Raw genomic sequence first — 24,918 nt, 5'->3', positions numbered from 1 at the left:
ATCAATCGGCCGATCGGGTCGCACCGGGCCGCGCCAACATTAAATTCCGGCCAGGGCGCCGCCGCCGCGCACGGGGTGGAATTTTTAGGGGATATCAAAGGGTTGTCGCTCGTCTAAAAGGCATAAACGACCCCCTTCTTGCTTGCGAAGCCGGGCCGCTTCCTTTATCCGGTAGGCGCCTTGCGTGCGCGCGGCCGGGCGCCGTGATTTGGGCTGGGCATATCATGCAGGATCGCTGTGGGCGGACGCGTTTTCGCCGCGATCATGGTCTGAAACACCTGAAGGGAACATCTTCGAAATGGCCAATGTTGTCGTCGTCGGCGCCCAATGGGGTGACGAAGGGAAGGGCAAGATCGTCGACTGGCTGTCGGAACAGGCCGACATCGTCGTGCGCTTCCAGGGCGGCCACAATGCCGGCCATACGCTCGTGATCAATGGCGAGACCTACAAGCTGGCGCTGCTGCCGTCCGGCGTGCTGCGCCCGAACAAGCTGGCGGTGATCGGCAATGGCGTGGTGTTCGACCCGCAGGCCTTTCTCGACGAGGTCGCCAAGCTGAAGGGGCAGGGCGTTGCGGTCGGGCCGGACAATCTGCGCATCGCCGAGAACGTCACGCTGATCCTGCCGCTGCATCGCGAACTCGACTCCCTGCGCGAATCCGGCAACGCCATCACCTCGATCGGCACCACCCGCCGCGGCATCGGCCCGGCCTATGAGGACAAGGTCGGCCGCCGCGCCATCCGCCTGATGGACCTCGCCGACCTCGACACCCTGCCGCACAAGATCGAACGGCTGCTGGCGCATCACAATGCGCTGCGCCGCGGCCACAATCTGGAGGAGATCGACGGCAAGGGCATTCTGGCCGAGCTGACGGCGATGGCGCCGAAGCTTTTGCCCTATGCCGAGACGGTGTGGCGGCTGCTCGACCTCAAGCGCCGCGAGGGCAAGCGCATCCTGTTCGAGGGCGCGCAGGGCGCGCTGCTCGACGTCGACCACGGCACCTATCCCTATGTGACGTCGTCCAACACGGTGGCGGCGCAGGCCGCGACCGGCACCGGCATGGGTCCGGGCGCGGTCGGCTATGTGTTGGGCATCTGCAAGGCCTACACCACCCGCGTCGGCCAGGGTCCGTTCCCGACCGAGCTGAACGACGAGATCGGCGAGGAAATCGGCCGCCGCGGCAAGGAATTCGGCGTCAACACCGGGCGCAAGCGCCGGGTCGGCTGGTTCGACGCCATGCTGGTGCGACAGACTGTCCGTACCTGCGGAATTGCCGGGCTGGCGCTGACCAAACTCGATATTCTCGACGGGTTCGACAGCATCAAGGTCTGCATCGGCTACAAGCTCGACGGCAGGGAAATCGACCATCTGCCGGCAGGCGAGGGCGCGCAGGCCCGGGTCGAGCCGATCTACGAGATCATCGAGGGCTGGAAGCAGCCGACCGCCAATGCGCGCTCCTGGGCGGACCTGCCGGCCCAGGCCATCAAATACGTTCGCCGGGTCGAGGAGCTGGTGGGGTGCCCGGTCACCCTGCTGTCCACCAGCCCGGAGCGTGAAGATACTATTCTGGTACAGAATCCGTTCGAGGCTTAACGGGATATTACCTATATCCCACCAATTGTGTGGAAATGGCTGACTACTACCCGCTGATCGCCCGTGCCATCGCCGGACTGGACCCCAACGCTCCCGGCGAAGCCCGCCGCGCGCTGTACGCGCGGGCGCGGACGGCGTTGATCCAGCAACTCCGTGGCGTGCAGCCGCCGCTCTCGGAGTCCGAGATCACCCGCGAACGGCTGTCGCTGGAAGAGGCGGTTCGCAAGGTCGAATCCGAGGCCGCGCAGCGCGCCCGTGAGGCCTCCCGCCCCGGTGGCGGCGGTGCCGCCCGCAGCAGCGATACGCTGCGCCGCGCGAATCCCCGGCCGCCCGAGGCCAATTCCGCCGACGCTGCCGCGCGCCCGCGGCCGCCGGCCGAACCCCGCCCGCCGCGCAATTTGCGTCCCGATGCGGCGCCGGCCTCGCCGCGGCCGCAGAACCCGCAGATTCCCCCGAACGTCCCGCCAGGCCTCGATACCCAGCCGCCACAGGCCCGGCCGGGTCAGCCGCGCCGCGGTCCGGAAGGTGCGCAGCCTCCGGCGCCGCCGGCCGCGCCGGGTGTGCGCGGCTTCCGCGACATCACCGCCGACGCCGACGATCTCGGCCGCGCCGCGGCGCAGGCCAGCCGCAACGCGCGCAAGACCTACGCCAACGTGCCGTCGCCCTCGCCGGAATTCGACCGGGTCGAGCCGAGCCTGGAGAACCGCGGCGCCGATCCCGACGCGCCGTATTCCTATGAGGAGTCGGTCGAGGAGGCGGAGCGTTACACCCCGCAGCCGCCGCAGGCGCCGCCGCCGCAACGGTCGCGCATCGGCAATGGCGAGCGCGAGCCGAGCAAGCCGCCGCGCGTCCGGTCGATGTTCCCGTTCAAGACCGCGATCGCGATCGGCATTCTGCTGATCCTGGTCGGCACCGGCATCCTGTTGCGGCAGCAGGTCACCACCTTCGTCAGCAGCCTGTTCAAGTCCTCCGCGCCCGTCGAGGCGCCGAAGGATGCCGCCGCGACGCCTGCGAGCAAGAAGATCACCGACCGCGTCGGGCAGCCCTCGTCGTCGGGCGAGCCGGTCGCTCCGGTGGCGCAGCGCGTGGTGCTCTATGACGAGGACCCGTCGGATCCGAAGGGCAAGCAATATGTCGGCTCGGTGGTCTGGCGCACCGAGCAGATCAAGGGCTCCGGCAACCAGAAGCCCGACATCGCCGTGCGCGCTGACATCGACATCCCCGACCGCAAGTTCAAGATGACGATGTCGTTCCGTCGCAACACCGATTCGTCGCTGCCGGCGAGCCACACCGCGGAATTGACCTTCATCCTGCCGCAGGACTTCGCCAATGGCGGCGTCGGCAACGTGCCGGGCATCCTGATGAAGTCCAACGAGCAGGCGCGCGGCACGCCGCTGGCCGGGCTCGCGGTCAAGGTCACCGACGGCTTCTTCCTGGTCGGCCTCTCCAATGTCGACGCCGACCGCTCGCGCAATCTGCAGCTGCTGAAGGAGCGCTCGTGGTTCGACGTGCCGCTGGTCTACACCAACCAGCGCCGCGCCATCATCGCCATCGAAAAGGGCGCCCCCGGCGAGCGGGCCTTCAACGACGCCTTCGCGGCGTGGGGCGAGTAGCGGCCTTAGCGCTCGCCTCGGTGCCTCACGACCTCATCGCCCGGCTCCGTCCGGGCGATTCCGTATCGCAGCGACATCGCGGCGGCCGCCTGTTGCAGCGCATTCGACGTGCAGAGCGCCGGAACATTGCCGGGCGTTTTCGATTTTCTCTAGCTCCGTCGCGCGACTGCGTTACACTCGCCTGACGTCGGGCAAGGGCACGCCATGAAACGCTATCTGATCTTCGCAGCCATCGGGCCGTTCATCGCAGGCTTCCTGCTGCTGCTGATGACCACCTATCAGTCCGGCTACTGGACCGAGACCAATGGCGGCGAGGTGGCGAAGCTGCTCGTCGTGTTCGTGAAGTCGCTGCAATACAATTATCTGTTCGGCATCGTGCCGTCGCTGATGTTCGCCGCGATCGACGACATCCTGATGCATGTGAAGCGGATCGCGCCAACGGTGCGTATGCTGATCGTCGGCCTCGTGGCGTTCGTCGGCGCGGCGCTGATGTATGCCTCGCACGGCTCCGAAAGCGGTCCGGTGCAGTTCATCCTCTACGGGCTGGTCGGCTTCATCCCGTGCGTGATCACGTCCTGGCTGGCGCACAAATATGCCGAAGAGCTCTACCAGCCGGTGACGCCGTCGGTGTCGGCCCAACACTAGGGCAAGTCGTCGTACTCACGATCGACAGCTTCCAAGGGAATAGCGGAAGTCGCCAGCTTCGGCGTCATCGACTGCGACCCAACCGCGAATGAGCGGATCGCAATCGGAAGCTCAGCATAACGCGTGGCGCGCAGCAATCGCGACATTACGGTAGTCTTATCAATAGATTAGACGCTGGCCGCAAGCCGGCCGAGCCCTCCTTCACGCAACTGTCACATGGGCGTCATGTAAACGTAGTCCCAATGTCACATGGCCGCTTTTGTCCTCCCGCGGCTGTGAGGGGCGATCGATGAGCGATCTAGCGTTACCTGGTTCGATCGAGCCTGCGCGGCGTGGCGGGCCCGATCTCGAGAAGGGCTTTCATCCCCTCACCGGCATTATCTATCTGGGAGTGATCGGGGCCGCGCTTCTTTTCGTGGCCTACAGCATTTACGCCGACGTTGGTGCCACAGGGGCCGGCAAGACCTCCTATCTCGCGTTCCTGCTGCTCTTCGTCGCGTTGCTGATCGCGCTCGGTTTCGAATTCGTCAACGGCTTTCACGACACGGCGAACGCCGTCGCAACCGTGATCTACACGCGTTCGATGCCGGCCCACATTGCCGTTGTCTGGTCAGGCTTCTTCAACCTGATCGGCGTCCTCCTATCCAGTGGTGCCGTTGCTTTCGGCATCGTCTCCTTGTTGCCGGTCGAATTGATCCTTCAGGTTGGCAGCAGCGCCGGTTTCGCAATGGTGTTTGCGCTTCTGATCGCTGCCATCATCTGGAACGTGGGTACTTGGTATTTTGGACTGCCCGCCTCGAGTTCGCACACCCTGATTGGATCGATCATGGGCGTCGGGATCGCGAACGCCCTAATGCACGGAAGAGAGGGGACGTCCGGCGTGGATTGGTCGCAGGCCGCCAATACCGGCAAGGCGCTGCTGCTGTCGCCGCTGTTCGGATTTGCGCTTGCTGCCATCCTGCTCTACGGGCTGAAAAGCGCGCTGTTGCGCGCAACACCAGCCCTGTTCGGCGAGCCGCAAGGCGAGCAGCCACCGCCGTGGTGGATTCGAGGCATCCTGATCCTGACCTGTACCCTGGTCAGCTTCTTTCACGGATCGAACGACGGTCAAAAAGGCATGGGTCTCATCATGCTCATTTTGATCGGTGTGGTCCCAACCGCTTACGCACTCAACCGCGCGATGCCTGCTGGTCAGATAGCAGCATTCACCGCGAATTCGGCTGCGGCGAGCAAGGTCGTCGAGAGCAGGGGAGCCGATCGCAAGGTTGTGGGCGACCCCCGTCCCATCGTGACGAACTACATCGCGCTTCGGCAACTCACTGACGATACCTATCCAGCGCTTGCCGTTCTCGTCCGCGAAATCAGCGACCAGGTCGTTCAGCACGGTTCGCTGGCAAAATTCCCGGCCGAGACCGTCGGCAACACGCGCAACGATATGTATCTGGTATCGGAGGCGCTTCGCTTGCTCATGAAAAGCAGCGACAGCGGGCTGAGCGATGCCGACGTCGCGACGCTCAATCGCTACAAGGGCTCGCTGGATGCCGCCACCAAATTCATTCCGTCCTGGGTGAAGATTGCGGTCGCCATCGCGCTCGGCCTCGGCACGATGGTTGGCTGGAAACGGATTGTCGTGACCGTGGGTGAAAAGATCGGCAAGACCCACCTGACCTATGCGCAGGGTGCCTGCGCCGAGATCACCGCGGCTGCGACCATCGCCGCTGCGGACGGATACGGCTTGCCGGTGTCGACGACCCATGTGCTGTCGTCCGGTATCGCAGGCACCATGACTGCGAACGGGTCCGGGCTGCAATGGTCGACAATCCGCAATATCGCCATGGCCTGGGTTCTGACCTTGCCGATGGCGATGCTGATCTCGGGCCTTCTGTACTTTGTTTTCGCGCATTTGTTTTAGCCGGAGCCGCAGACGGCCGGGACGTATGAGACCTGCGTCCGGCTTCGGGGAAAGGGTTCAAGAGTGGTAGATGCAAGCTTTAGCCTTCTGACGGGCAACAGTATCGAAACGCGGCTGGTCCGGGCCGGTGGCATCATTTTTCGCGAGGGCGAGCAAGCCAACGAGCTCTTCGTGATCAAGAGCGGCTACGTGCGCATTCAGGTCGGCAACAAGACCGTGGCGGACCTGGCGGCTGACACGATCTTTGGCGAAATGGCATTGATCGACAACGAGCCAAGGAGCGCGTCCGCCACAGCTCTCACCGATGTCGAACTCGTCCCGGTCTCGGAAAAGCAGTTTCTCTTCCTCGTCAGCCAGACGCCGCATTTTGCCCTGAAGGTGATGAGGACGCTGGCCCACCGACTCAGAACCATGAACAAGGTCGTCGACTAAACGCGGCGAGCGAAAACCGCTGCTTCCGCCGCCGCTTCGGCGCGCGGTGCTTGATGCGGCCGTGACGGAGCCTCAAACGTGACACAGTGGTAATGTGACGCAACTTGAACCGCCTGCCTGCGTTACCATGTGATGGCCATGCCCGAGGACGACATTTTCATGCCCCACGCTGCGCGATCGCGGCCGCCTTTCGGCGGGGCGCAGGCGCGCGGCAAGGTCATCGACCAGGACGGACGCGAATTCTCAGACGCAGCGCTGCATCCGCAGTTCGAGGGTTTCCAGTTCGACTTCCGCAACGCCAGCGCCAATCCGTTCGGCAATCTGACGCGCGAAGAGCGGCTGGCGCGGCTGGAGATGATCGCAAAGCTGCTCGACGTCGCCTTCATCGTGCCGGGCACCAATGTCCGCTACGGCATCGACGGGCTGATCGGCCTGATCCCCGTGGTCGGCGATATCATTACCACCGCGATCTCGCTGTGGCTGGTGCGCGAAGCCCGCTTGCTGGGCGCGCCCTGGCACATCACGGCGCGGATGCTCGCCAATGTCGCGGTCGACGGCGTGATCGGCATGGTGCCGGTGGCGGGCGATGCGTTCGACGTCATGTTCCGCGCCAACATGCGCAATGTGCGGATGCTGCGGCGCTGGCTCGACAAGCAGCCGCGGCTCTAACGAACTCACCAAAACAAAAGCCCCCGGATCGGTCCGAGGGCTTTTCGTTTTAGGAGGAGCGGAAAGGTTACGCGGCGTCGGCGTCGGTCTGGCTGGCGGCGGGGCGCGGACGACGCGGCAGCGGGAAGCCTTCGCTCTCATAGAGAGAGCGGATGCCGTTCTGGTCGAAACGGGCTTCCTCGACCTGCAGATAGGCGCCGTTCAGCGAATCCGCCGGCAGCTCTTCCATCGCAAAGCGCACGGCTTCGGCGGCAGTGCCGAAACGGCGATAGGCGAAACCAGCCCGCTTCTTCTTGCGGATGGCGGCAGGAAACAGCTCGGCAGACGTGTTGTAGTTGAACGGACGCAGGGGACGCATGGTCGACGACCTCTTGTGTTCTTGGCGCGATGCGGCGAAAGGGATTTTGGGGACGGCGGCCTACCATCGGCGGCGCGCCGTACGTGTCATTTCGACCCCTAATATAGGCCTCTTTGACAAAAATGCGACCCCAGAAGCGGCCCCGGCAAGGCACATGCTGAATCCGCGCATAGCACGCGGTCGTGCCGAATAATCCTTTTTATTTCAGAGCCTTAAGGCTCTCATATCTTGTCGAGCCAGGCCAGGATCGCGACCACGATCAAAATCACCCCGAAAAGGCCCATTCCGGAGTGGCCGAGGCCATAGCCATAGCCGCGGATCCGGCCGCTATAGCCGCCTAGGAGGATAATCAGCAGGAGGATGATGAGGATCAGTCCGAGCGACATGGCGCCCTCCTCAGAATAGGCGGCAGCCGCACGGCGAGACGCCGACGGCCCCGCGAATTCGGAGCAAAGCACATTCCGGCCCGCGAGTCGTTAAGGCGCCCCGCCGATCACAAGGATGTTGTCGGGGCGCCGGGGCGACTACTTCTTGCTTTCGTCGATCGGCAGCACCTTCAGCGGGGTCGGATAGGGCTCGACCCGCAGCGAGTCGCTGGCGATCAGGCCGATCTTGTGCAGCGGCGCCTGTTCGAGATCGCCGGCGGCCGACTTGTGCACGGCGTATTGCCAGACGCTCATCGAGCCCTTGGCGACCAGCATCTTGGCGATGCCGCCGGCATTCTGGCCCTCGACCTGCGCGAGGTCGGCATCCGTGAGGCCGATGACGATTTCGTCCTTGGAGGTGATGACCTTGAACAGCGAGATCTTGTCGGCGGCGAACGCTGGCATGCTCAAAGTGCTCCCCATGATCAGGCCGGCAAGACCGAGACCCAACAAAAGCTTTCCTGGAATCCGTGACATCAAAATTTCCTTGTGTTCAGGCGCGCCAAGGCCGCTGCGGCCAAAACAAACCCCGCGCGACCGGTTCTTGGTCGCGCGGGGCGGGGAAATTGTTCGACGCTGGGAGCAGGATATTTGCCAAACCCCACTGCCGTCATTGCCGGGCTTGACCCGGCAATCCATCGTGATGAAAGACTCATTCCTTGATGGATGCGCGGGTCGAGCCCGCGCATGACGAGCGGTAGTGACTGCCGCGTTACTTCTTCTCGTTCAGCTTCAGCGCCGCCGAGTTGATGCAGTAGCGCAGGCCGGTCGGGCCGGGGCCGTCGTTGAAGACATGGCCGAGATGGCCGTCGCATTTCGCGCACAGCACCTCGGTGCGGATCATGCCGTGGCTGACATCGTGCTCCTCGTCGACATGGCTCTCGATCGCCGGCTTGGAGAAGCTCGGCCAGCCGCAGCCGGAGTCGAACTTCTGGTCGGATTCGAACAGCGTCTGCCCGCAGCCGGCGCAGACATAGGTGCCCTTGCGGGGATCATGCTCGTATTCGCCGGTGAAGGGGCGCTCGGTCGCCTTTTCCCGCAGCACGGCGTACTGCATCGGCGTCAATTCCTTGCGCCACTCGGCCTCGCTCTTGTGAACCTTGCCGTCGGTTTTGGTGTCGGACATTCAACCTCCTTTGCGAGATGCTCAGTTGGTGGCCTTCGTGCTGCTCACCAGCGTCGGCTTCTCGATGTAGTTCTCCGCGAAGATCTTCTTCAGGTTCTCGACCTTCGGGATGTCGTTATAGGCAATATAGGGTTGGCTCGGGTGCAGCGTCAGATAGTCCTGGTGGTAGCCTTCCGCCGGATAGAACGCCTCCAGCGCGCCGACCTTGGTGACGATCGGCTTCTTGTAGACCTTGGCCGCGTTGAGCTGGGCGATATAGGCGTCCGCGACCTGCTTCTGCTCGTCGCTGGTGGTGAAGATCGCCGAGCGATATTGCGTGCCGGAATCGGGGCCCTGCCGGTTCAGCTGGGTCGGGTCGTGCACGACCGAGAAGAAGATCTGCAGGATCTTGCCGTAGGAGATCTTCTGCGGGTCGTATTTGATCTCGACCGATTCCGCGTGGCCGGTCGTGCCGGTCGAGACCTTCTCGTAGTCCGCATTCGCCTTGCTGCCGCCGGAGTAGCCGGACACCGCGCTGACGATGCCGGCGGTGTGCTGGAACACGCCCTGCACACCCCAGAAGCAGCCGCCGGCGAGCACCGCGGTCTTGATGCCGGCCTCGGGCGCGCTTGCTGGGGGCGGCGGGATGATCACGGCGTCCTCGGCGGCAAGCGAGGGCGCAACGGCAAAAGCGGCGACGGCCAGCGCGCCGATCGCGGCGGCGCAAACCGAGAGGCGGCTGAGGGAGCTTTTGGGCATGGGTTCCTCGTGGGATCGCAATTGGGGGCCAGTCTAGAGCGGCAGCCGGCATTCGCAAATCGGGCCGAGCCGCTCCGACGCTTTAAAATACGGGTCAAAGCGCGTTTTGTTACGCCGCCGGCCACACGGTTTCGTGAGCAAAATCACGCTCGGGCAAGACCTTAGGCGGGCGGCCGCCCCACGAGGACTTCTACTTCGTCGCGGCGAAATCGTCATCTCGTTATTGCGAGGAGCGATAGCGACGAAGCAATCCATGTCTCAACAAGCGGAACGATGGATGCTTCGCTCCGCTCGCAATGACGGTGGATCGGGCGTCACACCACAATGCTCAGCCGCTTCGCGGCCCGCGTGATGCCCGTATACAGCCACCTCGCGCGCGAATCCTGGAACGCAAAGCTCTCGTCGAACAGCACGACATCGTCCCATTGCGAGCCCTGCGACTTGTGCACGGTCAGCACATAGCCGTAGTCGAACTCGTCATAGGGCTTGCGCTGCTCCCACGGAACGCCCTCGACGCCGCCGTCGAAGCATTCGCCGCGCACCGAGACTTTGGTGACCTTGTAGCCGAAATCCTCATCCGGCATCACGCGCATGGTGATGATCTTGGATTTCGACTGCGCCCGCGCCTTGACCCGCCATAGCCCGCCATTGAACAGGCCCTTCTTGCGGTTGTTGCGCAGGCAGACCAGCTTGTCGCCGGCGACGGGGAGCGGATCCTCGATATTTTGCCGCTGCCGCACCCGCATGTTGTAGGCGCGGCGGGTGTTGTTGCGGCCGACCAGCACCTGGTCGGCGCGCATCACGCGGTCCGGATCGAGCTCCTTGCGCGACACCACCTCGCTTTCGCCGTGGCGGCCGATCTCGAGCTCGCGGCCCTCGCGGATATCCATCGACATCCGCACGATCGGATCGTCCTGGGCCTGGCGGTGCACCTCGGTCAGCATCGCGTCCGGCTCGGCATCGGTGAAGAAGCCGCCGCCCTGGATCGGCGGCAATTGCGCGGGATCGCCGAGCACCAGCAGCGGGCAGTCGAACGACATCAAGTCGCGGCCGAGCTCGGCATCGACCATCGAGCATTCGTCGATCACGATCAGCTTGGCCTTCGATGCCGGCGCGTCGTCCCACAGCTCGAAGCTCGGCTGCTCGACGCCGGATTCGCGGGCGCGGTACATCAGGGAATGGATCGTGGAGGCGCTGTCGCAGCCCTTGTTGCGCATCACCAGCGCCGCCTTGCCGGTGAAAGCCGCGAACTTCACCTCGCCGTCGACGCCTTCGGCGATGTGGCGGGCAAGCGTGGTCTTTCCGGTTCCGGCATAGCCGAACAGCCGGAACACCGGCGGCGTGGCGCCCTTGCCGGGCTTGGCTTTGAGCCAGTCGGCAACTGCTTTCAGCGCGGAGTCCTGATGCGGCGTGAAGGTGGTCATGTGGCTTTCGGAGGAATGAGCGCGCGACCGATAGCGCCGCGACTCGTGCCAGCACAAGCTAAACATTCATGCGGTCCGATCAAGCTATCTCCCGCTGCACGGAATTGGAGTTTCGCCCCCGAGGCTGGACTTGGGTCGCGCCGCCACTAGACTGACCGAAAACAACAAGCGGTCGGGACCACAATAAGTGGTCGGGAGCGCGACCTTGGGAGTGACGCCATGAAATTCGGCATCTTTTACGAGCTGCAACTGCCGCGCCCGTGGAACGACGGAGACGAACTCCGCCTCTACCAGAACGCGCTGACGCAGCTCGAGACCGCCGACCGGCTCGGCTACGACTATGCCTGGGTCGTGGAGCATCACTTCCTCGAGGAATATTCGCATTCGCCGGCACCGGAATCCTTCCTCGCCGCCGCAAGCCAGCGCACCAGGAATATCCGGCTCGGCCACGGCATCTTCCAGCTCACCACCAATCATCCCGCCCGCGTCGCCGAGCGGGTTGCGGTGCTCGATCTGCTCTCCAACGGCCGTTGCGAGTTCGGCATGGGCGAGAGCGCCTCGATCACCGAGCTGACGCCGTTCGGCCGCGACATGGAGACCAAGCGCGAGGTGTTCGAGGAGGCGGTCAGTGCGATCTTCCCGATGTTCACCAAGATCGGCACCGAGCATCACGGCAAATATTTCGACATCCCCTTGCGCAACGTCGTGCCGAAGCCGGTGCAGAAGCCGCATCCGCCGCTCTGGATGGCCTGCTCGCAATTGCCGACCATCGAGCGCGCCGGGCAGAACGGATTTGGCGCGCTCGGCTTCCAGTTCGTCAGCGCCGAGGCGGCGCATGCCTGGGTGCATGCCTATTACAACGCGATCACCAAGCGGCTGAAGAAGCTCGCCGACTACGAGATCAATCCGAACATGGCGCTGGTCTCGTTCTTCATGTGCGCCGAGACCGACGAGGAAGCACGCAAGCGTGCCGATGGCGCGACCTTCTTCCAGTTCGCGCTGCGCTATTACGGCCAGGCGCAGAACCGGCAGCGGCCGGCGCCCGGCACCGTCAACATGTGGGACGAGTACAACAAGTGGAAGCGCGAGAATCCGGAGGCGCAGGAGGCTGCGCTGCGCGGCGGCCTGATCGGCTCGCCGGAGACGATCGCCAAGAAGCTGCGGCGCTTCCGCGCGTCGCATATCGACCAGGTGATCCTGCTCAACCAGGCCGGCAAGAACACCCATGAGCACATTTGCGAGTCGCTCGAGCTTTTCGGCAAGGAAGTGATGCCGGAGTTCCAGCACGATCCGGAGCACGATGCCTGGAAGAAGGGCGTGTTGAGTGGTGCGATCCAGCTCGAGGAGATCGACACACAGGCGTTCTCGGATCGCTACGGTAAACTCGCGGTCAATGTCGCGCCGAAAACCGCCGCCGCGGGCTGATCGATTGTTGTGCAGCGACCTCGCGATCTCGTGAGGAAAATAATTCGCTACGCGCGATCCGCGCCTTAAAAGAAACGACTCGCGCGATGCCTGCACCGAAGTGCTGGCATCGCTATTTTTGTGCGGTGCTCGACAGCTTCATTCGCGCGCCCCATCATCCTGACAACGCATGATCGCGTGTTGAGAAACGCGCTTGATCGTCAGGAGAGTTTTGGAATGAAGCGTCGTGAGTTCCTCCAGCTGTCGCTCGTCACAGCCGCCGCTGCCGCGCTGTCACGGGGTGCGCAGGCCCAGGCGGACGCGAAGGAAATTCGTATCGGCTACCAGAAGAACGGCGTGCTGGTTATCACGCGCCAGCGTGAAGCCCTGGAAAATCATTTCAAGCCGCAGGGCATCAGCGTGAAATGGGTCGAGTTCTCCTCGGGCCCGCCGATGATGGAAGCGATGAATGTCGGCAGCGTCGATTACGGCGCCGTCGGCGATTCCCCGCCGATCTTCGCCCAGGCCGCGGGCGCGGCCATCGTCTATGCCGCGGCCCAGCCGATCATCAATGGTTCAGGCATCCTGGTGCCGCAGAATTCGGCAATCACAGGCATCGCCGATCTCAAGGGCAAGCGCGTCGGCTTCACCAAGGGATCCAGCGCGCATAACGTCGTGATTCAGACGCTGGAGAAAGCCGGGCTGACCTATGGCGATATCACGCCGGTCTATCTGACGCCCCCCGACGCCGGCCCGGCTTTTGCCAATGGCGGCATCGATGCCTGGGCGATCTGGGATCCGTATTTCGCGATCGCCGAGACCAAGCAGCACGGTCGCATTCTGGTCAAGACTCGCGACATCACCAAGACCAACTCGTTCTACATCGCCAACCGCGACTTCGCCCGAAATCACGGCGCCGTCCTGCAGCAGATCGTCGATGTCACGACGTCGTCGGCGGCGTGGGCGCAGGCGCATCCCGATGAGGTCGCGAAATCCCTGGCCGCCGTCACCGGCGTGCCGCTCGATATCCAGACCATCGCGGCGCGGCGAGCCGGCTTCTCGGTCGGGCCTGTGACTGACGACATCATCGTGACCCAGCAGGGCGTCGCCGACCGCTTCTTCAAGCTCGGCCTGATCCCGAAGCAGATCGCGATCCGCGACATCGTCTGGCGCAATCCCCAGACCTGATCGCTCCTTGGTCAATTCAATGCAGAGGACATTCCCATGACGCGTTTATTTCGACGCTGGATTGCTCGCGCAGTGCTGTCGGTCGGCATCGTCGCAGCCAGCGTCGGCGTTTCCTACGGCCAGGACAAGGTCGTCCGCATCGGCTTCCAGAAATACGGCAAGCTGGTGCTGTTGAAGAGCAAGGGCTCGCTCGAGGAGAAGCTGAAATCGGTCGGCTACAAGGTCGTCTGGACCGAGTTTCCGTCGGGTCCGCCGCTGCTGGAAGCGCTCAATGTCGGTGCGATCGATTTCGGCAACACCGGCGAGGCGCCGCCGATCTTCGCGCAGGCCGCAGGCGCACCGATCCGGTACGTCGCCTATGAGCCACCGGCGCCGAAGGGCGAGGCGATTCTGGTGCCGAAGGACAGCCCGATCAAATCGGTCGCGGAGCTGAAGGGCAAGAAGGTCGCGCTGAACAAGGGCTCCAACGTCCACTATCTGCTGGTGAAGGCGCTGGAGAAAGCCGGCGTAAAATATTCCGACGTCGAGGTCGCCTATCTCGCGCCCGCCGATGCGCGCGCGGCGTTCGAGCGCGGCGCGGTCGATGCCTGGGTGATCTGGGATCCGTTCCAGGCTGCGGCAGAGGCTGCGACCGGCGCCCGCACGTTGGCCGACGGCACCGGCGTCGTCGCGAACTATCAGTTCTACTTTGCCTCGAAGCAGTTCCTGCACAGCGACCCGAAGATCGTCGAGCTGGTGCTGGCGCAGCTCAGCGAGGTCGATGACTGGGCCAAGGGCGATATCCACGCCGTTGCCGAACAGCTGGCGCCGAGCATCGGCCTGTCGGTGCCGGTGGTGGAGGTCGCGCTGAAGCGGCAGTCCTACGGCATCAAGCCGGTCACCGACAGCGTGGTCGCGGATCAGCAGCAGGTCGCCGACGCGTTCTTCGCGCTCGCCCTGATCCCGAAGCAAATCAAGATTTCCGACGTCGCATGGAGACCGGGCACGTGAGCACCGCAACCAACGCCAATATCCTCTGGTTCCTGCCGACCCACGGCGACAGCCGCTACCTCGGCACGGCGATCGGCGGCCGCGAGGTGAACTTCAACTATCTGCGCCAGATCGCGCAGGCCGCGGACCAACTCGGCTATTACGGCGTGCTGCTGCCGACGGGGCGGAGCTGCGAAGACTCCTGGGTGGTGGCGTCAGCCGTCGCGCCCTGGACCGAGCGGTTGCGTTATCTGGTGGCGGTCCGGCCCGGCCTGCAATCGCCGAGCGTCGCCGCCCGCATGACCGCGACGCTGGACCGGCTGTCGAACGGCCGTCTCCTGATCAATGTCGTCACCGGCGGCGATCCGATCGAGAGCAAGGGCGACGGCATCTTCCTCGACCACGACGAGCGCTACGCGGTGACGCGCGAGTTTCTCAACGTCTACGGCGATCTGCTCGCGGGCAAGACGGTCAATGTCGAGGGCAAGCACATCAGGATCGAGGACGGCCGCCTGCTGTTCAATCCGGTGCAATCGCCGCGGCCGCCGCTGTATTTCGGCGGCTCGTCGGACGCCGGCATCGACGTCGCGGTCGACACCGTCGACAAATATTTGACCTGGGGCGAGCCGCCGGCGCAGGTCGCCGAGAAGATCGCCAAGGTGAAGGCGGTGGCCGCGCAGCGCGGCCGCGAGCTCTCATTCGGTATCCGCCTGCATGTGATCGTGCGCGAGACCAATGCGGAGGCGTGGCGCGCCGCCGACGAGCTGATCCAGTACGTCACCGACGACACGGTGGCGGCCGCCCAGAAGATCTTTGAGCGGATGGACTCGGTCGGCCAGCAGCGCATGGCGCAGCTGCATGGCGGCCGGCGCGACCAGCTCGAGATCAGCCCGAACCTCTGGGCCGGCGTCGGCCTGGTGCGCGGCGGGGCCGGCACCGCGCTGGTCGGCGATCCGCAGACGGTCGCCGCGCGCATCAAGGAGTATCAGGACATCGGCGTCGATACCTTCATCATGTCGGGCTACCCGCATCTCGAGGAAGCCTATCGCTTCGCCGAGCTGGTGTTCCCGCTGCTGTCGCTGGCGCAACCCGGCAATGTGACGCCGATCCGCGTCAACACCGGGCCGTTCGGCGAGACCATCGGCAACGACTACCGTCCGCAGAAGCAGGCATCGCAATCATGAGTCTCATCGACAGTCTTCCGCGCCGCAAAGCGTTTTCGAGCGAAGTGGATGCCGGTTCGCGTGAAGAAAACGCGTCAAAACAAAAATCTGGAGCTCCGTTCCGATCCCATCGGAACGGAAACAGCTCCAGCGCACCCAAACTCCCCAAGGTCGACGGCCTGATCCCCTGGATCGTGCCGCTCGCCATCATCCTGGTCTGGCAGCTGGCCTGCGTCACCGGTTTCGTTCCCTCGCGCGTGCTGCCGGCGCCGTCCGACGTCGCACTGGCGGGCTGGAAGCTGCTGCTGTCAGGTGAGCTGATCCGCAACATCTGGGTCAGCTTCTGGCGCGCCTCGATCGGATTTGTGATCGGCGGCAGCATCGGCTTCGCCTTCGGGCTCGCCAATGGGCTGTCGCAGCTGTCGGCGAAGCTCACCGACACCACGCTGCAGATGGTGCGCAACATCCCGCATCTGGCGCTGATTCCGCTGGTCATCCTGTGGTTCGGCATCGACGAGTCGGCAAAACTGTTCCTGGTCGCGCTCGGCGTGTTCTTCCCGATCTATCTCAACACGCTGCACGGCATCCGCACCGTCGACCCGCAGCTGATCGAGATGGGCCGCATCTACGGCATGAGCGACGGCGAGCTGTTCCGCCGGGTGATCTTCCCTGGCGCGCTGCCCTCGATCTTCGTCGGCCTGCGCTTCGCGCTCGGCATCATGTGGTTGACCCTGATCGTCGCCGAGACCATCGCGGCCTCGTCCGGCCTAGGCTACATGGCGATGCAGGCGCGCGAGTTCATGCTGATCGACGTCGTCGTGCTCTCGATCCTGATCTACGCCTTGCTCGGCAAGCTCGCCGACAGCGCCTCGCGGGCGCTGGAGCGGCTGACCTTGTCGTGGCACCCCGCCTTCCAGAAGAAGTGAGAATGAGAATGCAAGAAGCGCTTCGTTTCCAGCCCGTCGACGCCGAGCCGGTCGACCGCGCCGATATCGTCGTGCAGGCACGGCAGCTGCGGCGCGGATCGGAAGGTGCGACCCGTGGCCTGTCGCTGACCATTCGCGGCCTGCGCAAGGCGTTCGGCGACAATGAGGTGTTGCGCGGCATCGACCTGCACATCCCGGCCGGCCAGTTCGTCGCGATCGTCGGCCGCAGCGGCTGTGGCAAGAGCACGCTGCTGCGCCTGATCGCCGGCCTCGACGCGCCGACGGCGGGCGGCATCGCCTTTGGCGAACAGCCCCGGGCGCAGGATGTCCGCGTCATGTTCCAGGAGCCGCGCCTGCTGCCCTGGGCGCGGGTGCTCTCCAATGTCGAGGTGGGTCTGGGACGGGAGCGTTCCTCCGCCGACGCGCAGGCACGTGCCGAGCACGCGCTGGTCGAGGTCGGCCTCGACGACAAGCGCGGGCAGTGGCCGTCGGTGCTCTCGGGCGGCCAGAAGCAGCGCGTGGCGCTGGCGCGCGCGCTGGTCAGCCAGCCGCGCGTCTTGGCGTTCGACGAGCCACTCGGCGCGCTCGACGCGCTGACCCGGATCTCGATGCAGCAATTGCTGGAACGCGTCTGGCGCGACCAGGGTTTTACCGCGATCCTGGTGACGCATGACGTCGCCGAGGCGGTCGCGCTCGCCGACCGCGTGCTTGTCATCGAGGACGGCCGCATCGCGCAGGACGTCACGATCGACCTGCCGCGGCCGCGCCGGCGCGGCTCGGCCGAACTCGCCGCGCTGGAGGGCGAGATCCTGAAGCACCTGCTCGAAGGCAGCGAAGACACCCTGTGAGGTCGCCATGAATTCCGTCGTCCGCAATGTTTCGATCGAGCCCGCGGTCGCGGCCGCCGAGTTCCGCGGCGCGATGCGCCATCTCACCGGTGGCGTCGGCGTCATCACCGCCGGTCGCGGTAAGGACATTTCGGGGATGACGGTGACCTCGGTGTCGTCGCTGTCGGTCGAGCCGCCGTCGCTGATCGTCAGCATCAACCGCGCCGCCTCCTCGTGGCCGTTGATCGCGCGCCATGGCGTGTTCGGCGTCAACATCCTGACCGCTGACCAGCTCGAGATCGCCGAGCGCTTCACCGGCAAGGGCGGTCTGAAGGGCGCCGACCGCTTCACCGGCGCCGAATGGACGACGCGCGCGTCAGGCGTACCGTTGCTGGTCGGCGCGCTTGCCGCTGTTGATTGCGAGGTCGAGGAGATCATCGAACGGCATTCGCACGCGATCGTCATAGGTCGCGTGCTCGACGTGATCACCTCGGAGCGAACCGCCGCGCTGGCGTACTGGCACGGCGAATATGTCGCGATCGACCGGGAAGAAGACGCCGTTCGGCTGGCCGAGGTCAGCCTGCCGTCGCGCCACGTTCACGCTCGGGGCGTGCGTTAACGCGCGGCGCTCGACCGGATCAGGGCTTAGATCATCGCGGTCAGCGTCGCCGGGCTGTCGATGATCACGGTGCTGCCGCGGACGCCGTACCAGACGGCCTGGACGGTCTGGGCAGCGTTGCCGAGCGGGATGCCGACGACCAGCGTCGTCGGGATGCGACCGGTGCTGGTCGGGGCCGGGTCGTTGTAGGTGAAGCTCGCCGTAACCGTCGAGACCGCGCCATTGAGGGCGATGCCGAACGTGCCGCCCGGCGTATCGGTGCCGGTCGCGTAGGGCATCGGAACGTTCAGGATGATGATGGCGGTGGTGCCGACGCCCTCGGGGATCGTCAGGGTAAGGCCTTGCATCGGCGTGAAGGTCGAGGAGTTGGTGGACAGGGTGCCGACGGTCTGCGCGTAAAGGGCCATATCTCTCTCCAGTTGTCAAAGAACGAAAAAACAATAAGAGATTGAGTAAGGCAACCGGCCGCAAGATACAAGGGATGACAGGCGGCGGGTCCGGCGCGGCATGTTGGCCGTAGCGCTTTCTTGATCAGCGCATTAAAAGCCGGTCGGATTTCAGAGACGTGACGGTTCGATGAAGCGCGCAGGAACCTGGCTGTTCTATCTCGTCGGTGCAATAGCCGTCGGCTATCTTGCCCTATATGCCTATGCGACCTTTACCGGCCGCGACATCACGCCGGGCGATCCGATCCGAATCTTCCGTAAGCCCGACGCTCCAAGCTACTCGTGACGTGAGGCAATCGCGGCAGGAGGGCCCTGCCACCTGCGGTTCTCAACCAGCGCTGGCCATCCGCTGATAGTCGGGCGCGCCATTGCCGGCCGGTGTGATCGGGATCCCGCCGTCTGCATATTCGTTCAGCTTGTTGCGCAGGGTGCGGATCGAGATGCCGAGGATGTTGGCGGCGTGGGTGCGGTTGCCGAGGCAGTGCTTCAGGGTTTCCAGGATCAAATCGCGCTCGACGTCCGCGACGGTGCGGCCGACCAACGCGCGGGTGACCTGCTCGGCGGCAAGCGTGGCATGCGCGACCGCGGGCGCGGTCTTGGCGAGGTCGAGCCGGTCGCCGTCGGGGGTGAGGATCGCCTCAGCACCGATCTCGTCGCCCTGCGCCATCAGGACGGAGCGATGGATGGTGTTCTCTAGCTCGCGGACGTTACCCTGCCAGCGGTTCGCGGTCAGGACGCGGCGAGCCTCGGTCGAGACCGGGCGGACCGGCAGGCCGTTGGCCTCGGCATATTTCTTGGCGAAGTGCTGCGCCAGCTCGAGGATGTCGGCCGGACGGTCGCGCAGCGGCGGGATCTTCAAATTGACGACATTGAGGCGGAACAGCAGGTCCTCGCGGAAAGAGCCTTCGCGCACCGCCTCCGACAGATTGCGGTTCGAGGTTGCGATGATGCGGATGTCGACCGGGACCGGCTTGGTGCCGCCGACGCGGTCGATCACGCGCTCCTGGATCGCGCGCAGCAGCTTCGACTGCAAACGGACGTCCATCTCGGAGATTTCGTCGAGCAGCAGGGTGCCGCCGGTCGCTTCCTCGAACTTGCCGATGCGGCGCGCCACCGCGCCGGTGAAGGCGCCCTTCTCATGGCCGAACAACTCGGATTCCAGGAGGTGCTCCGGGATCGCCGCGCAGTTGATCGAGATGAACGGCCGCTTGGCGCGGGCCGAGCGGGCGTGGACATAGCGCGCCAGCACCTCCTTGCCGGTGCCGGACTCGCCGGTGATCATGACCGAGGCATCCGAGCCCGCGATCTGCTGCGCGAGCTTGATCACCCGGCCCATCGCCTCGTCGCGCCAGATCAGGTCGCGTGCGTCGTTGGCGACCGCGGCGAGCACGGCAGCGATCAATTCGGGGTCGGGCGGCAGCGGGATGTATTCCTTGGCGCCGGCATGGATCGCGGCGACCGCGGCGCGGGCGTCGTTGGAGATGCCGCAGGCGACGATCGGCACGTGGATGTGCTCGGCCTCGAGCCGCATCACGAGGTCGCGGATGTCGAGGCCGACATCGACCAGCAGCAGATCGGCGCCCTTGCCGCCGCGCAGCACGTTCATCGCCTGTTCGATGGTTTCGGCGTGGGTCACGGAAGCGCCGTTGTCCATCGCGATCTTGGTCGCGGTCGTGAGCTGGCCCTTCAGGGTGCCAACGATGAGAAGCCGCATGATGATCTCCTGTTCGTCTGGTCGCGCAGGTTCCGCGCGCTACCGTTGGGTCCGTTTAAGAACGTTCAGTCTTGATGATTTCGGTCATGGTTACGCCGAGCTTGTCTTCCACCAGCACCACTTCGCCACGCGCCACCAGGCGGTTGTTGACGTAGATGTCGATCGCCTCGCCAACGCGGCGGTCGAGTTCGAGCACGGTGCCCGGTCCGAGCTTCAGGAGATCGCCGACGTCCATCTTGGAGCGGCCGAGCACCGCCGAGACCTGCACCGGCACGTCGAACACGGCTTCGAGATCGGCCGCGATGCGCGCGGCATTTTCGTCCTCGTTGTAGCCGATGTCGTCGATCCCCGGCGCGTCGGCGGCGTTGAGGTCGGGAAGCGGGACGTGGGAGTCGGTGTCGCTCATGGTTCAGCCCTCAATCGCCGTCAGCCGGCCTGGCCGCGGGACGCCAGATAGCGCCCGACGAGTTCGTCGATCTTGCCTTCGATCGCGGCGCGTTCCAGCACCACGCCGCCGTCAGCCCATTCGATCCGGCAGTCGCCGGTCGCAATCGTCGGCTCGGCCAGGATCACCAGCCGGCCCTGGAAGCCGGAATGCGCCGCCATCCGCTCGATATTGTCATGCGCCGCCTCGTAGAGCGCGTCATTGATGCGGACCACGAGATGCGGCGTCGCCACCAGATGCGAGAAGCAGTCAGAGACCAGCGCGGTGATCTCGCCGAGCGGCTCGCACGCAACCAGTTCGGTGCAGAGCTTGCGGGCCACCGCGACCGCGACGTCCACGGCCTCGGTCTCCATCCGCGTCTCGATGCCGGCAAAGCGCGCCGCGATGCCCTTGATCGCGGTGCCGATCTCTTCCAGCGCCTGCGCTGAGCGGCGGTCGCTCTCGACCTTGGCCTCGCGCAGCGCAGCTTCATAGCCGGCACGATAGGCCCGCGCCTCGGCGTCGGCGACCTTCTGCGCGATCTCGGCCGCCGTAGGCGCGCGCTCGCGGGCGCGGTCCGGCGCCGAGAAGTCCGTGTCGAACAGGAATTTCGCGGGTGCGGCCATCAGTACACCAGCTCGTCGTCGGCGCGGTTCTTGGTCAGCGTGATCTCGCCGCGGGCGGCGAGATCCTTGGCGAGGTTGACCAGCAGCGCCTGCGCCTCGTCGACGTCGCGCAGGCGCACCGGGCCCATCGCGGCCATGTCGTCCATCAGCATCTTGCCGGCGCGGGAGGACATGTTGCCGAGGAAGAAGCTGCGCACCTCCTCGTTGGCGCTCTTCAGCGCGACGCCGAGCTTGTCCTTGTCGATGTTGCGCATCAGCGTCTGCGCCGAGGCGGCATCGAGCTTGATCAGGTCGTCGAAGGTGAACATCAGCGCCTTGATACGCTCGGCGGATTCGCGGTTTTCCTCTTCCAGCGAGGTGATGAAGCGGGTCTCGGTCTGGCGGTCGAAATTGTTGAAGATTTCGGCCATCACCTCATGGGCGTCGCGGCGGCGGGTCTGCGACAGGTTCGACATGAACTCGGTGCGCAGCGTCTGCTCGACGCGCTCGATGACTTCCTTCTGCACCGCCTCCATCCGCAGCATGCGGCCGACCACGTCGAGTGCGATGTCCTCGGGCAGGATCGCCAGCACGCGGGCGGCGTGCTCCGGCTTCAGCTTCGACAGCACCACGGCGATGGTCTGCGGGTATTCGTTCTTGAGGTAGTTGGCGAGCACCTCTTCCTGCACGTTGGAGAGCTTCTCCCACATGTTGCGGCCGGCGGGGCCGCGGATCTCGTCCATGATGCCGGTGACGCGCTCGGCCGGCAGGTACTGCTGCAGCAGCCGTTCGGTGGCGTCGAAATTGCCCATCAGCGCGCCGGAGGCCGACATCCGCGACACGAATTCCAGCATCAGATCCTCGACCACGTCGGCCTCGACGGTGCCGAGCGTCGACATGTGGACCGACAGCTCGCGGACCTCCTCGTCGTCGAGCATCGACCAGATCTTGCCGCCATACTGCTCGCCGAGCGCGAGCATCAAAATCGCCGCCCGCTTCGGGCCGGGCAGCGGCTTGCCCTTGGGCCGGGCACTTTGCCGGTTCGCCAGCGTCGACAGGACGGTGGCGATGTCGTTGGCGTTGGTGGTCTGCGGTACTGCGGCCATGTCAGTTCTCTACCGGCTCGCTCAGCCATTGACGGACAATGGAGACGGTTTCGTTCGGATTGCGTTCGGCGAGTTCGCCGACCCGGTGCACGGCCTGGGCGTGGACCTGGCCCTGGATCTGGGCGACGTCGATCAGTTGCGCCGCGCCGCTGCCGCTCGGGATCAGCGCCTGGCCGGTCGCGCCCGCGCTCTCGGCATGGGCTTCGGCCATCGCCGGCACACCCGCGCCGATCAGCGCCGGAATGGCGTCGGCCGCCACGATACGCTTGACCAGCGGGCGGACCACCATGAACAGCACGACCAGCCCCAGCATCATCATGACGCCGAGCTCGATGACGTACATCACGTCATCCTTGGTGAATTGCAGCATGCCGAGCAGGCCGGTCGGCTCGGCGATCGGCTGCGTGGCGGGCGGTTCTGCGAAGCGCAGGTTGACGACCTCGACCTGGTCGCCGCGCTTCTGGTCGAAGCCGATCGCGGAGCGGACCAGGGTGGCGATGCGGTCGAGCTGCTCCTTGCTGCGGTCCTGATAGACCATCTCGCCTTTTTCATTCTTGGAATAGGCGCCGTCGACCAGCACCGCGACCGAGATGCGGTTGACGCGGCCGGCCTCGGTCACCTCGGTCTTGGTGGTGCGGGAAATCTCGTAATTGTTGGTCTCTTCGCTCTTCTTGCTCTGGTCGCGGGCGCGGACGGCGTTGTCCTGGTTCTGGTTGCCCGGCAGCTCGTTGTTGACGGTGACCTGGCCGGAATTGTCGGCGGTGGCGCTGCTTTCCTCGCGGGTCTGGGTCGAGCGCAGTACGCGGCCCTCGGGGTCGAACTTGTCCGAGGTCTGGGTGATCTTGTTGTAGTCGAAGTCGGCGGAGAGCTGGACGCGGGCGCGGCCCGAGCCGACCACCGAGGAGACGATGTCCTCGACCTGCTTGCGCATCCGCTTCTCGAACGCGGCACGGCGCTCGTCGCCGACCGTGGCGTCGGCGTCGCTGGCGGCGCCATCAGCGAGCAGCGAGCCGGCCTCGTCGACGATCGAGACCCGCTGCGGCTTCAGCCCGTTGACCGCGGAGGCGACGACGTGGCGGATCGCCCGGATCTGCTGCGGCTCCAGCGCACCGCGCACCCTGAGCACGATCGAGGCCGAGGGCTCCGGCGTTTCGCGCGAGAACAGCGGCTTTTCCGGCAGCACGAGGTGGACGCGCGCGGCCTGGACGCGGTCGATGGCGCGGATGGTGCGGGCGAGCTCGCCCTCCAGCGCGCGCAGATGATTGATGTTTTGGACGAAGCTCGTGGTGCCCAGGGCGTCCGACTTGTCGAAGATCTCGTAGCCGACGCCGCCGCCCTTGGGCATGCCGCCCTCGGCGAGCTTCATCCGGAGCCGCGTCACCTTGTCCTTCGGCACCATGATCGCGGCGCCGTCATTGCGCAGCTCGAACGGGATCGCCTGGCGCTCCAGCTCCTTGATGATTCCGGAGGAATCCTCGGTCGACAGGTCGGTGAAGAGGGTGGTCATCTGCGGCGTGGTGACGCGCATGATGACGAAAGCGAAGAAACCGATCAGGGCCGCGGTGACCGCAACCATGGCCCCGAGGCGAGCCGCACCAAGACCTCTCAGGAAAGCAACCAGACTTTGCACCAACGGCCCCCAGGGATTCGGCCCACGCGGGTCCGACTGGGCAAATATTGCCTAGGGTATGGTTTCCATATGGTTAACGAAGGTTAAGAACCGCGGCAAAATCGCGGACATGAAAAAAACCGGCTTCGAAAAGCGAAGCCGGTTTTCGTCAAATGCCACGGGTACGGGCGGATTTACTGCCGGTACTGCTGGATCCGGGTGGTGCGCAGCCCGGCCAGACCATGCTGGTCGATCGAGAACTGCCAGGAAAGGAATTCATCGACGGTCAATGTGTAGCGGCTGCAGGCCTCCTCAAGGGAGAGCAGGCCGCCGCGCACCGCAGCGACGACTTCGGCCTTGCGGCGGATGACCCACCGTTTGGTACCGGGGGCCGGCAAATCCGCAATCGTTAACGGGCTGCCGTCAGGCCCGATGACGTATTTCACCCTCGGGCGATGGGGTTCTGTCATGGCGTACTCACAAACTCTCAACCACTGAACTCGCAAGAGGTAACCTACGCCCGCCGGTTTAAAATTTGCCTAAGCCCAAGCGTTCAATACGAATCTCGTTGGACCGGCCGGGAACTGGGGGGCGGATCGGACGGCCGGGGGCCCATTGCTGGCCTGCCGTCAGGCTCCGGAGCGAGCGGCACCCCTCTCCCTAACCCTCCCCACAAGGGGGGCGGGAACCCTCCTGCCGGTGCGTCCCTTGCGTCTCTTACCCGCAATTCCCTCGCATCTCCCACGTTGTGCAACGTGAGGTAAGCACACTGCTCGGGCTCCCTCCCCACGCAACCGGGGTCTACCCCGGTTGCGCATCATTGATCTGCGCAAGTCGGGCAGGCCCGACTTGCGATGGGGGAGGGTTGGGGAGAGGGGGTCCCGGGCGAGATAATCGACGTGAGACTCGCTTCCGCAATCATCTCGCGTGTGACAACATGTGTCGAAAGATTGCCGGACGGCACCTTGGTCAATTTTCTTTGACG

The 24,918-nt window shown here is 64.8% G+C and carries 27 protein-coding genes; 14 read left to right on the top strand and 13 right to left on the bottom strand.

Annotation, left to right across the window (positions count from 1 at the left end; translation table 11 throughout):
• The first annotated feature begins 298 nt into the window (after positions 1 to 298).
• The 6 genes from G6P99_RS41205 to G6P99_RS41180 all read left to right on the top strand — a co-directional run bounded on the left by G6P99_RS41205 (position 299) and on the right by G6P99_RS41180 (position 6,862).
• On the top strand, positions 299 to 1,591 hold the full coding sequence (locus G6P99_RS41205) for an adenylosuccinate synthase (RefSeq protein WP_029079158.1): 1,293 nt from the start codon (positions 299 to 301) through the stop codon (positions 1,589 to 1,591).
• 35 nt (positions 1,592 to 1,626) lie between these two features.
• Positions 1,627 to 3,204 (top strand): hypothetical protein, encoded by a 1,578-nt coding sequence (locus G6P99_RS41200; protein ID WP_029079157.1) that lies wholly within the window; start codon positions 1,627 to 1,629, stop codon positions 3,202 to 3,204.
• Positions 3,205 to 3,408: 204 nt separating this feature from the next.
• The gene (locus G6P99_RS41195; RefSeq protein WP_029079156.1) at positions 3,409 to 3,849 is read left to right on the top strand and encodes a DUF5413 family protein; all 441 of its coding nucleotides are present in this window, start codon (positions 3,409 to 3,411) and stop codon (positions 3,847 to 3,849) included.
• A gap of 289 nt (positions 3,850 to 4,138) precedes the next feature.
• Positions 4,139 to 5,761 carry an inorganic phosphate transporter gene (locus G6P99_RS41190; protein ID WP_029079155.1) on the top strand — a complete coding sequence of 541 codons (1,623 nt, stop codon included), beginning with the start codon at positions 4,139 to 4,141 and terminating at the stop codon, positions 5,759 to 5,761.
• Between the two features lie 63 nt (positions 5,762 to 5,824).
• The gene (locus G6P99_RS41185) at positions 5,825 to 6,193 is read left to right on the top strand and encodes a Crp/Fnr family transcriptional regulator (RefSeq protein ID WP_051346070.1); all 369 of its coding nucleotides are present in this window, start codon (positions 5,825 to 5,827) and stop codon (positions 6,191 to 6,193) included.
• A 132-nt stretch (positions 6,194 to 6,325) separates the two neighbouring features.
• On the top strand, positions 6,326 to 6,862 hold the full coding sequence (locus tag G6P99_RS41180; protein ID WP_029079153.1) for a DUF4112 domain-containing protein: 537 nt from the start codon (positions 6,326 to 6,328) through the stop codon (positions 6,860 to 6,862).
• Between the two features lie 67 nt (positions 6,863 to 6,929).
• Here the strand turns inward: G6P99_RS41180 and G6P99_RS41175 are convergent, their stop codons facing one another.
• From G6P99_RS41175 to G6P99_RS41150, 6 genes are all read right to left on the bottom strand, one after another.
• Positions 6,930 to 7,220 (bottom strand): hypothetical protein, encoded by a 291-nt coding sequence (locus G6P99_RS41175; RefSeq protein ID WP_029079152.1) that lies wholly within the window; start codon positions 7,218 to 7,220, stop codon positions 6,930 to 6,932.
• A gap of 221 nt (positions 7,221 to 7,441) precedes the next feature.
• Entirely contained in the window at positions 7,442 to 7,606 is a 165-nt protein-coding gene (locus G6P99_RS41170) for a DUF3309 family protein (protein WP_016844323.1), read from the bottom strand.
• Between the two features lie 138 nt (positions 7,607 to 7,744).
• Positions 7,745 to 8,122 (bottom strand): hypothetical protein, encoded by a 378-nt coding sequence (locus G6P99_RS41165; RefSeq protein ID WP_035976387.1) that lies wholly within the window; start codon positions 8,120 to 8,122, stop codon positions 7,745 to 7,747.
• 235 nt (positions 8,123 to 8,357) lie between these two features.
• Positions 8,358 to 8,771, bottom strand: a complete 414-nt coding sequence (gene msrB, locus G6P99_RS41160) for a peptide-methionine (R)-S-oxide reductase MsrB (RefSeq protein WP_029079150.1) — start codon at positions 8,769 to 8,771, stop codon at positions 8,358 to 8,360.
• A gap of 21 nt (positions 8,772 to 8,792) precedes the next feature.
• Positions 8,793 to 9,509, bottom strand: coding sequence for a peptide-methionine (S)-S-oxide reductase MsrA (msrA, locus tag G6P99_RS41155; protein ID WP_165126252.1), 717 nt, complete (start codon positions 9,507 to 9,509; stop codon positions 8,793 to 8,795).
• Between the two features lie 314 nt (positions 9,510 to 9,823).
• Positions 9,824 to 10,933: an ATP-dependent DNA helicase gene (locus tag G6P99_RS41150; RefSeq protein WP_029079148.1), complete on the bottom strand. Its 1,110-nt coding sequence runs from the start codon at positions 10,931 to 10,933 to the stop codon at positions 9,824 to 9,826.
• 219 nt (positions 10,934 to 11,152) lie between these two features.
• On the opposite strand from G6P99_RS41150, the gene G6P99_RS41145 reads away from it, so the two are divergent.
• The 7 genes from G6P99_RS41145 to G6P99_RS41115 all read left to right on the top strand — a co-directional run bounded on the left by G6P99_RS41145 (position 11,153) and on the right by G6P99_RS41115 (position 18,029).
• Positions 11,153 to 12,358 carry an LLM class flavin-dependent oxidoreductase gene (locus G6P99_RS41145; RefSeq protein ID WP_029079147.1) on the top strand — a complete coding sequence of 402 codons (1,206 nt, stop codon included), beginning with the start codon at positions 11,153 to 11,155 and terminating at the stop codon, positions 12,356 to 12,358.
• 216 nt (positions 12,359 to 12,574) lie between these two features.
• Positions 12,575 to 13,525, top strand: a complete 951-nt coding sequence (locus G6P99_RS41140) for a sulfonate ABC transporter substrate-binding protein (protein ID WP_029079146.1) — start codon at positions 12,575 to 12,577, stop codon at positions 13,523 to 13,525.
• A gap of 36 nt (positions 13,526 to 13,561) precedes the next feature.
• Positions 13,562 to 14,515, top strand: a complete 954-nt coding sequence (locus G6P99_RS41135; RefSeq protein WP_029079145.1) for a sulfonate ABC transporter substrate-binding protein — start codon at positions 13,562 to 13,564, stop codon at positions 14,513 to 14,515.
• Complete coding sequence (gene ssuD / locus G6P99_RS41130; RefSeq protein WP_029079144.1) at positions 14,497 to 15,678, top strand: FMNH2-dependent alkanesulfonate monooxygenase; 1,182 nt, start codon at positions 14,497 to 14,499, stop codon at positions 15,676 to 15,678. Before G6P99_RS41135 ends, ssuD begins: the two co-directional genes overlap by 19 nt.
• A 158-nt stretch (positions 15,679 to 15,836) precedes the next feature.
• The gene (gene ssuC, locus G6P99_RS41125; RefSeq protein ID WP_051346088.1) at positions 15,837 to 16,583 is read left to right on the top strand and encodes an aliphatic sulfonate ABC transporter permease SsuC; all 747 of its coding nucleotides are present in this window, start codon (positions 15,837 to 15,839) and stop codon (positions 16,581 to 16,583) included.
• A gap of 8 nt (positions 16,584 to 16,591) precedes the next feature.
• The gene (locus tag G6P99_RS41120; RefSeq protein WP_029079143.1) at positions 16,592 to 17,431 is read left to right on the top strand and encodes an ATP-binding cassette domain-containing protein; all 840 of its coding nucleotides are present in this window, start codon (positions 16,592 to 16,594) and stop codon (positions 17,429 to 17,431) included.
• A 7-nt stretch (positions 17,432 to 17,438) separates the two neighbouring features.
• The gene (locus G6P99_RS41115; protein ID WP_029079142.1) at positions 17,439 to 18,029 is read left to right on the top strand and encodes a flavin reductase family protein; all 591 of its coding nucleotides are present in this window, start codon (positions 17,439 to 17,441) and stop codon (positions 18,027 to 18,029) included.
• Positions 18,030 to 18,055: 26 nt separating this feature from the next.
• On the opposite strand, the gene G6P99_RS41110 is transcribed toward G6P99_RS41115, so the two are convergent.
• Positions 18,056 to 18,436, bottom strand: a complete 381-nt coding sequence (locus G6P99_RS41110) for a hypothetical protein (protein WP_029079141.1) — start codon at positions 18,434 to 18,436, stop codon at positions 18,056 to 18,058.
• A 169-nt stretch (positions 18,437 to 18,605) separates the two neighbouring features.
• Here G6P99_RS41110 and G6P99_RS41105 point away from each other — a divergent pair, with 169 nt between their 5' ends.
• On the top strand, positions 18,606 to 18,761 hold the full coding sequence (locus G6P99_RS41105; RefSeq protein WP_029079140.1) for a hypothetical protein: 156 nt from the start codon (positions 18,606 to 18,608) through the stop codon (positions 18,759 to 18,761).
• 42 nt (positions 18,762 to 18,803) lie between these two features.
• On the opposite strand, the gene G6P99_RS41100 is transcribed toward G6P99_RS41105, so the two are convergent.
• From G6P99_RS41100 to G6P99_RS41075, 6 genes are all read right to left on the bottom strand, one after another.
• Positions 18,804 to 20,189, bottom strand: coding sequence for a sigma-54 interaction domain-containing protein (locus tag G6P99_RS41100; RefSeq protein ID WP_029079139.1), 1,386 nt, complete (start codon positions 20,187 to 20,189; stop codon positions 18,804 to 18,806).
• Positions 20,190 to 20,244: 55 nt separating this feature from the next.
• Positions 20,245 to 20,595 (bottom strand): flagellar motor switch protein FliN, encoded by a 351-nt coding sequence (fliN, locus tag G6P99_RS41095; RefSeq protein WP_029079138.1) that lies wholly within the window; start codon positions 20,593 to 20,595, stop codon positions 20,245 to 20,247.
• 20 nt (positions 20,596 to 20,615) lie between these two features.
• Positions 20,616 to 21,239, bottom strand: a complete 624-nt coding sequence (locus G6P99_RS41090) for a FliH/SctL family protein (RefSeq protein ID WP_165126249.1) — start codon at positions 21,237 to 21,239, stop codon at positions 20,616 to 20,618.
• The gene (gene fliG / locus G6P99_RS41085) at positions 21,239 to 22,324 is read right to left on the bottom strand and encodes a flagellar motor switch protein FliG (RefSeq protein WP_029079136.1); all 1,086 of its coding nucleotides are present in this window, start codon (positions 22,322 to 22,324) and stop codon (positions 21,239 to 21,241) included. Before fliG ends, G6P99_RS41090 begins: the two co-directional genes overlap by 1 nt.
• 1 nt (position 22,325) lies before the next feature.
• Positions 22,326 to 23,954 (bottom strand): flagellar basal-body MS-ring/collar protein FliF, encoded by a 1,629-nt coding sequence (fliF, locus tag G6P99_RS41080; RefSeq protein WP_029079135.1) that lies wholly within the window; start codon positions 23,952 to 23,954, stop codon positions 22,326 to 22,328.
• 173 nt (positions 23,955 to 24,127) lie between these two features.
• Positions 24,128 to 24,403: a DUF1153 domain-containing protein gene (locus tag G6P99_RS41075; protein WP_002714638.1), complete on the bottom strand. Its 276-nt coding sequence runs from the start codon at positions 24,401 to 24,403 to the stop codon at positions 24,128 to 24,130.
• Positions 24,404 to 24,918: the final 515 nt, after the last annotated feature.

It is taken from the genome of Bradyrhizobium sp. 6(2017) (assembly GCF_011058295.2).
Classification (GTDB): domain Bacteria; phylum Pseudomonadota; class Alphaproteobacteria; order Rhizobiales; family Xanthobacteraceae; genus Bradyrhizobium; species Bradyrhizobium septentrionale.
The sequence above is the reverse complement of the archived record's forward strand: the minus strand, read 5'-3'. Positions and strand labels throughout refer to the sequence as shown.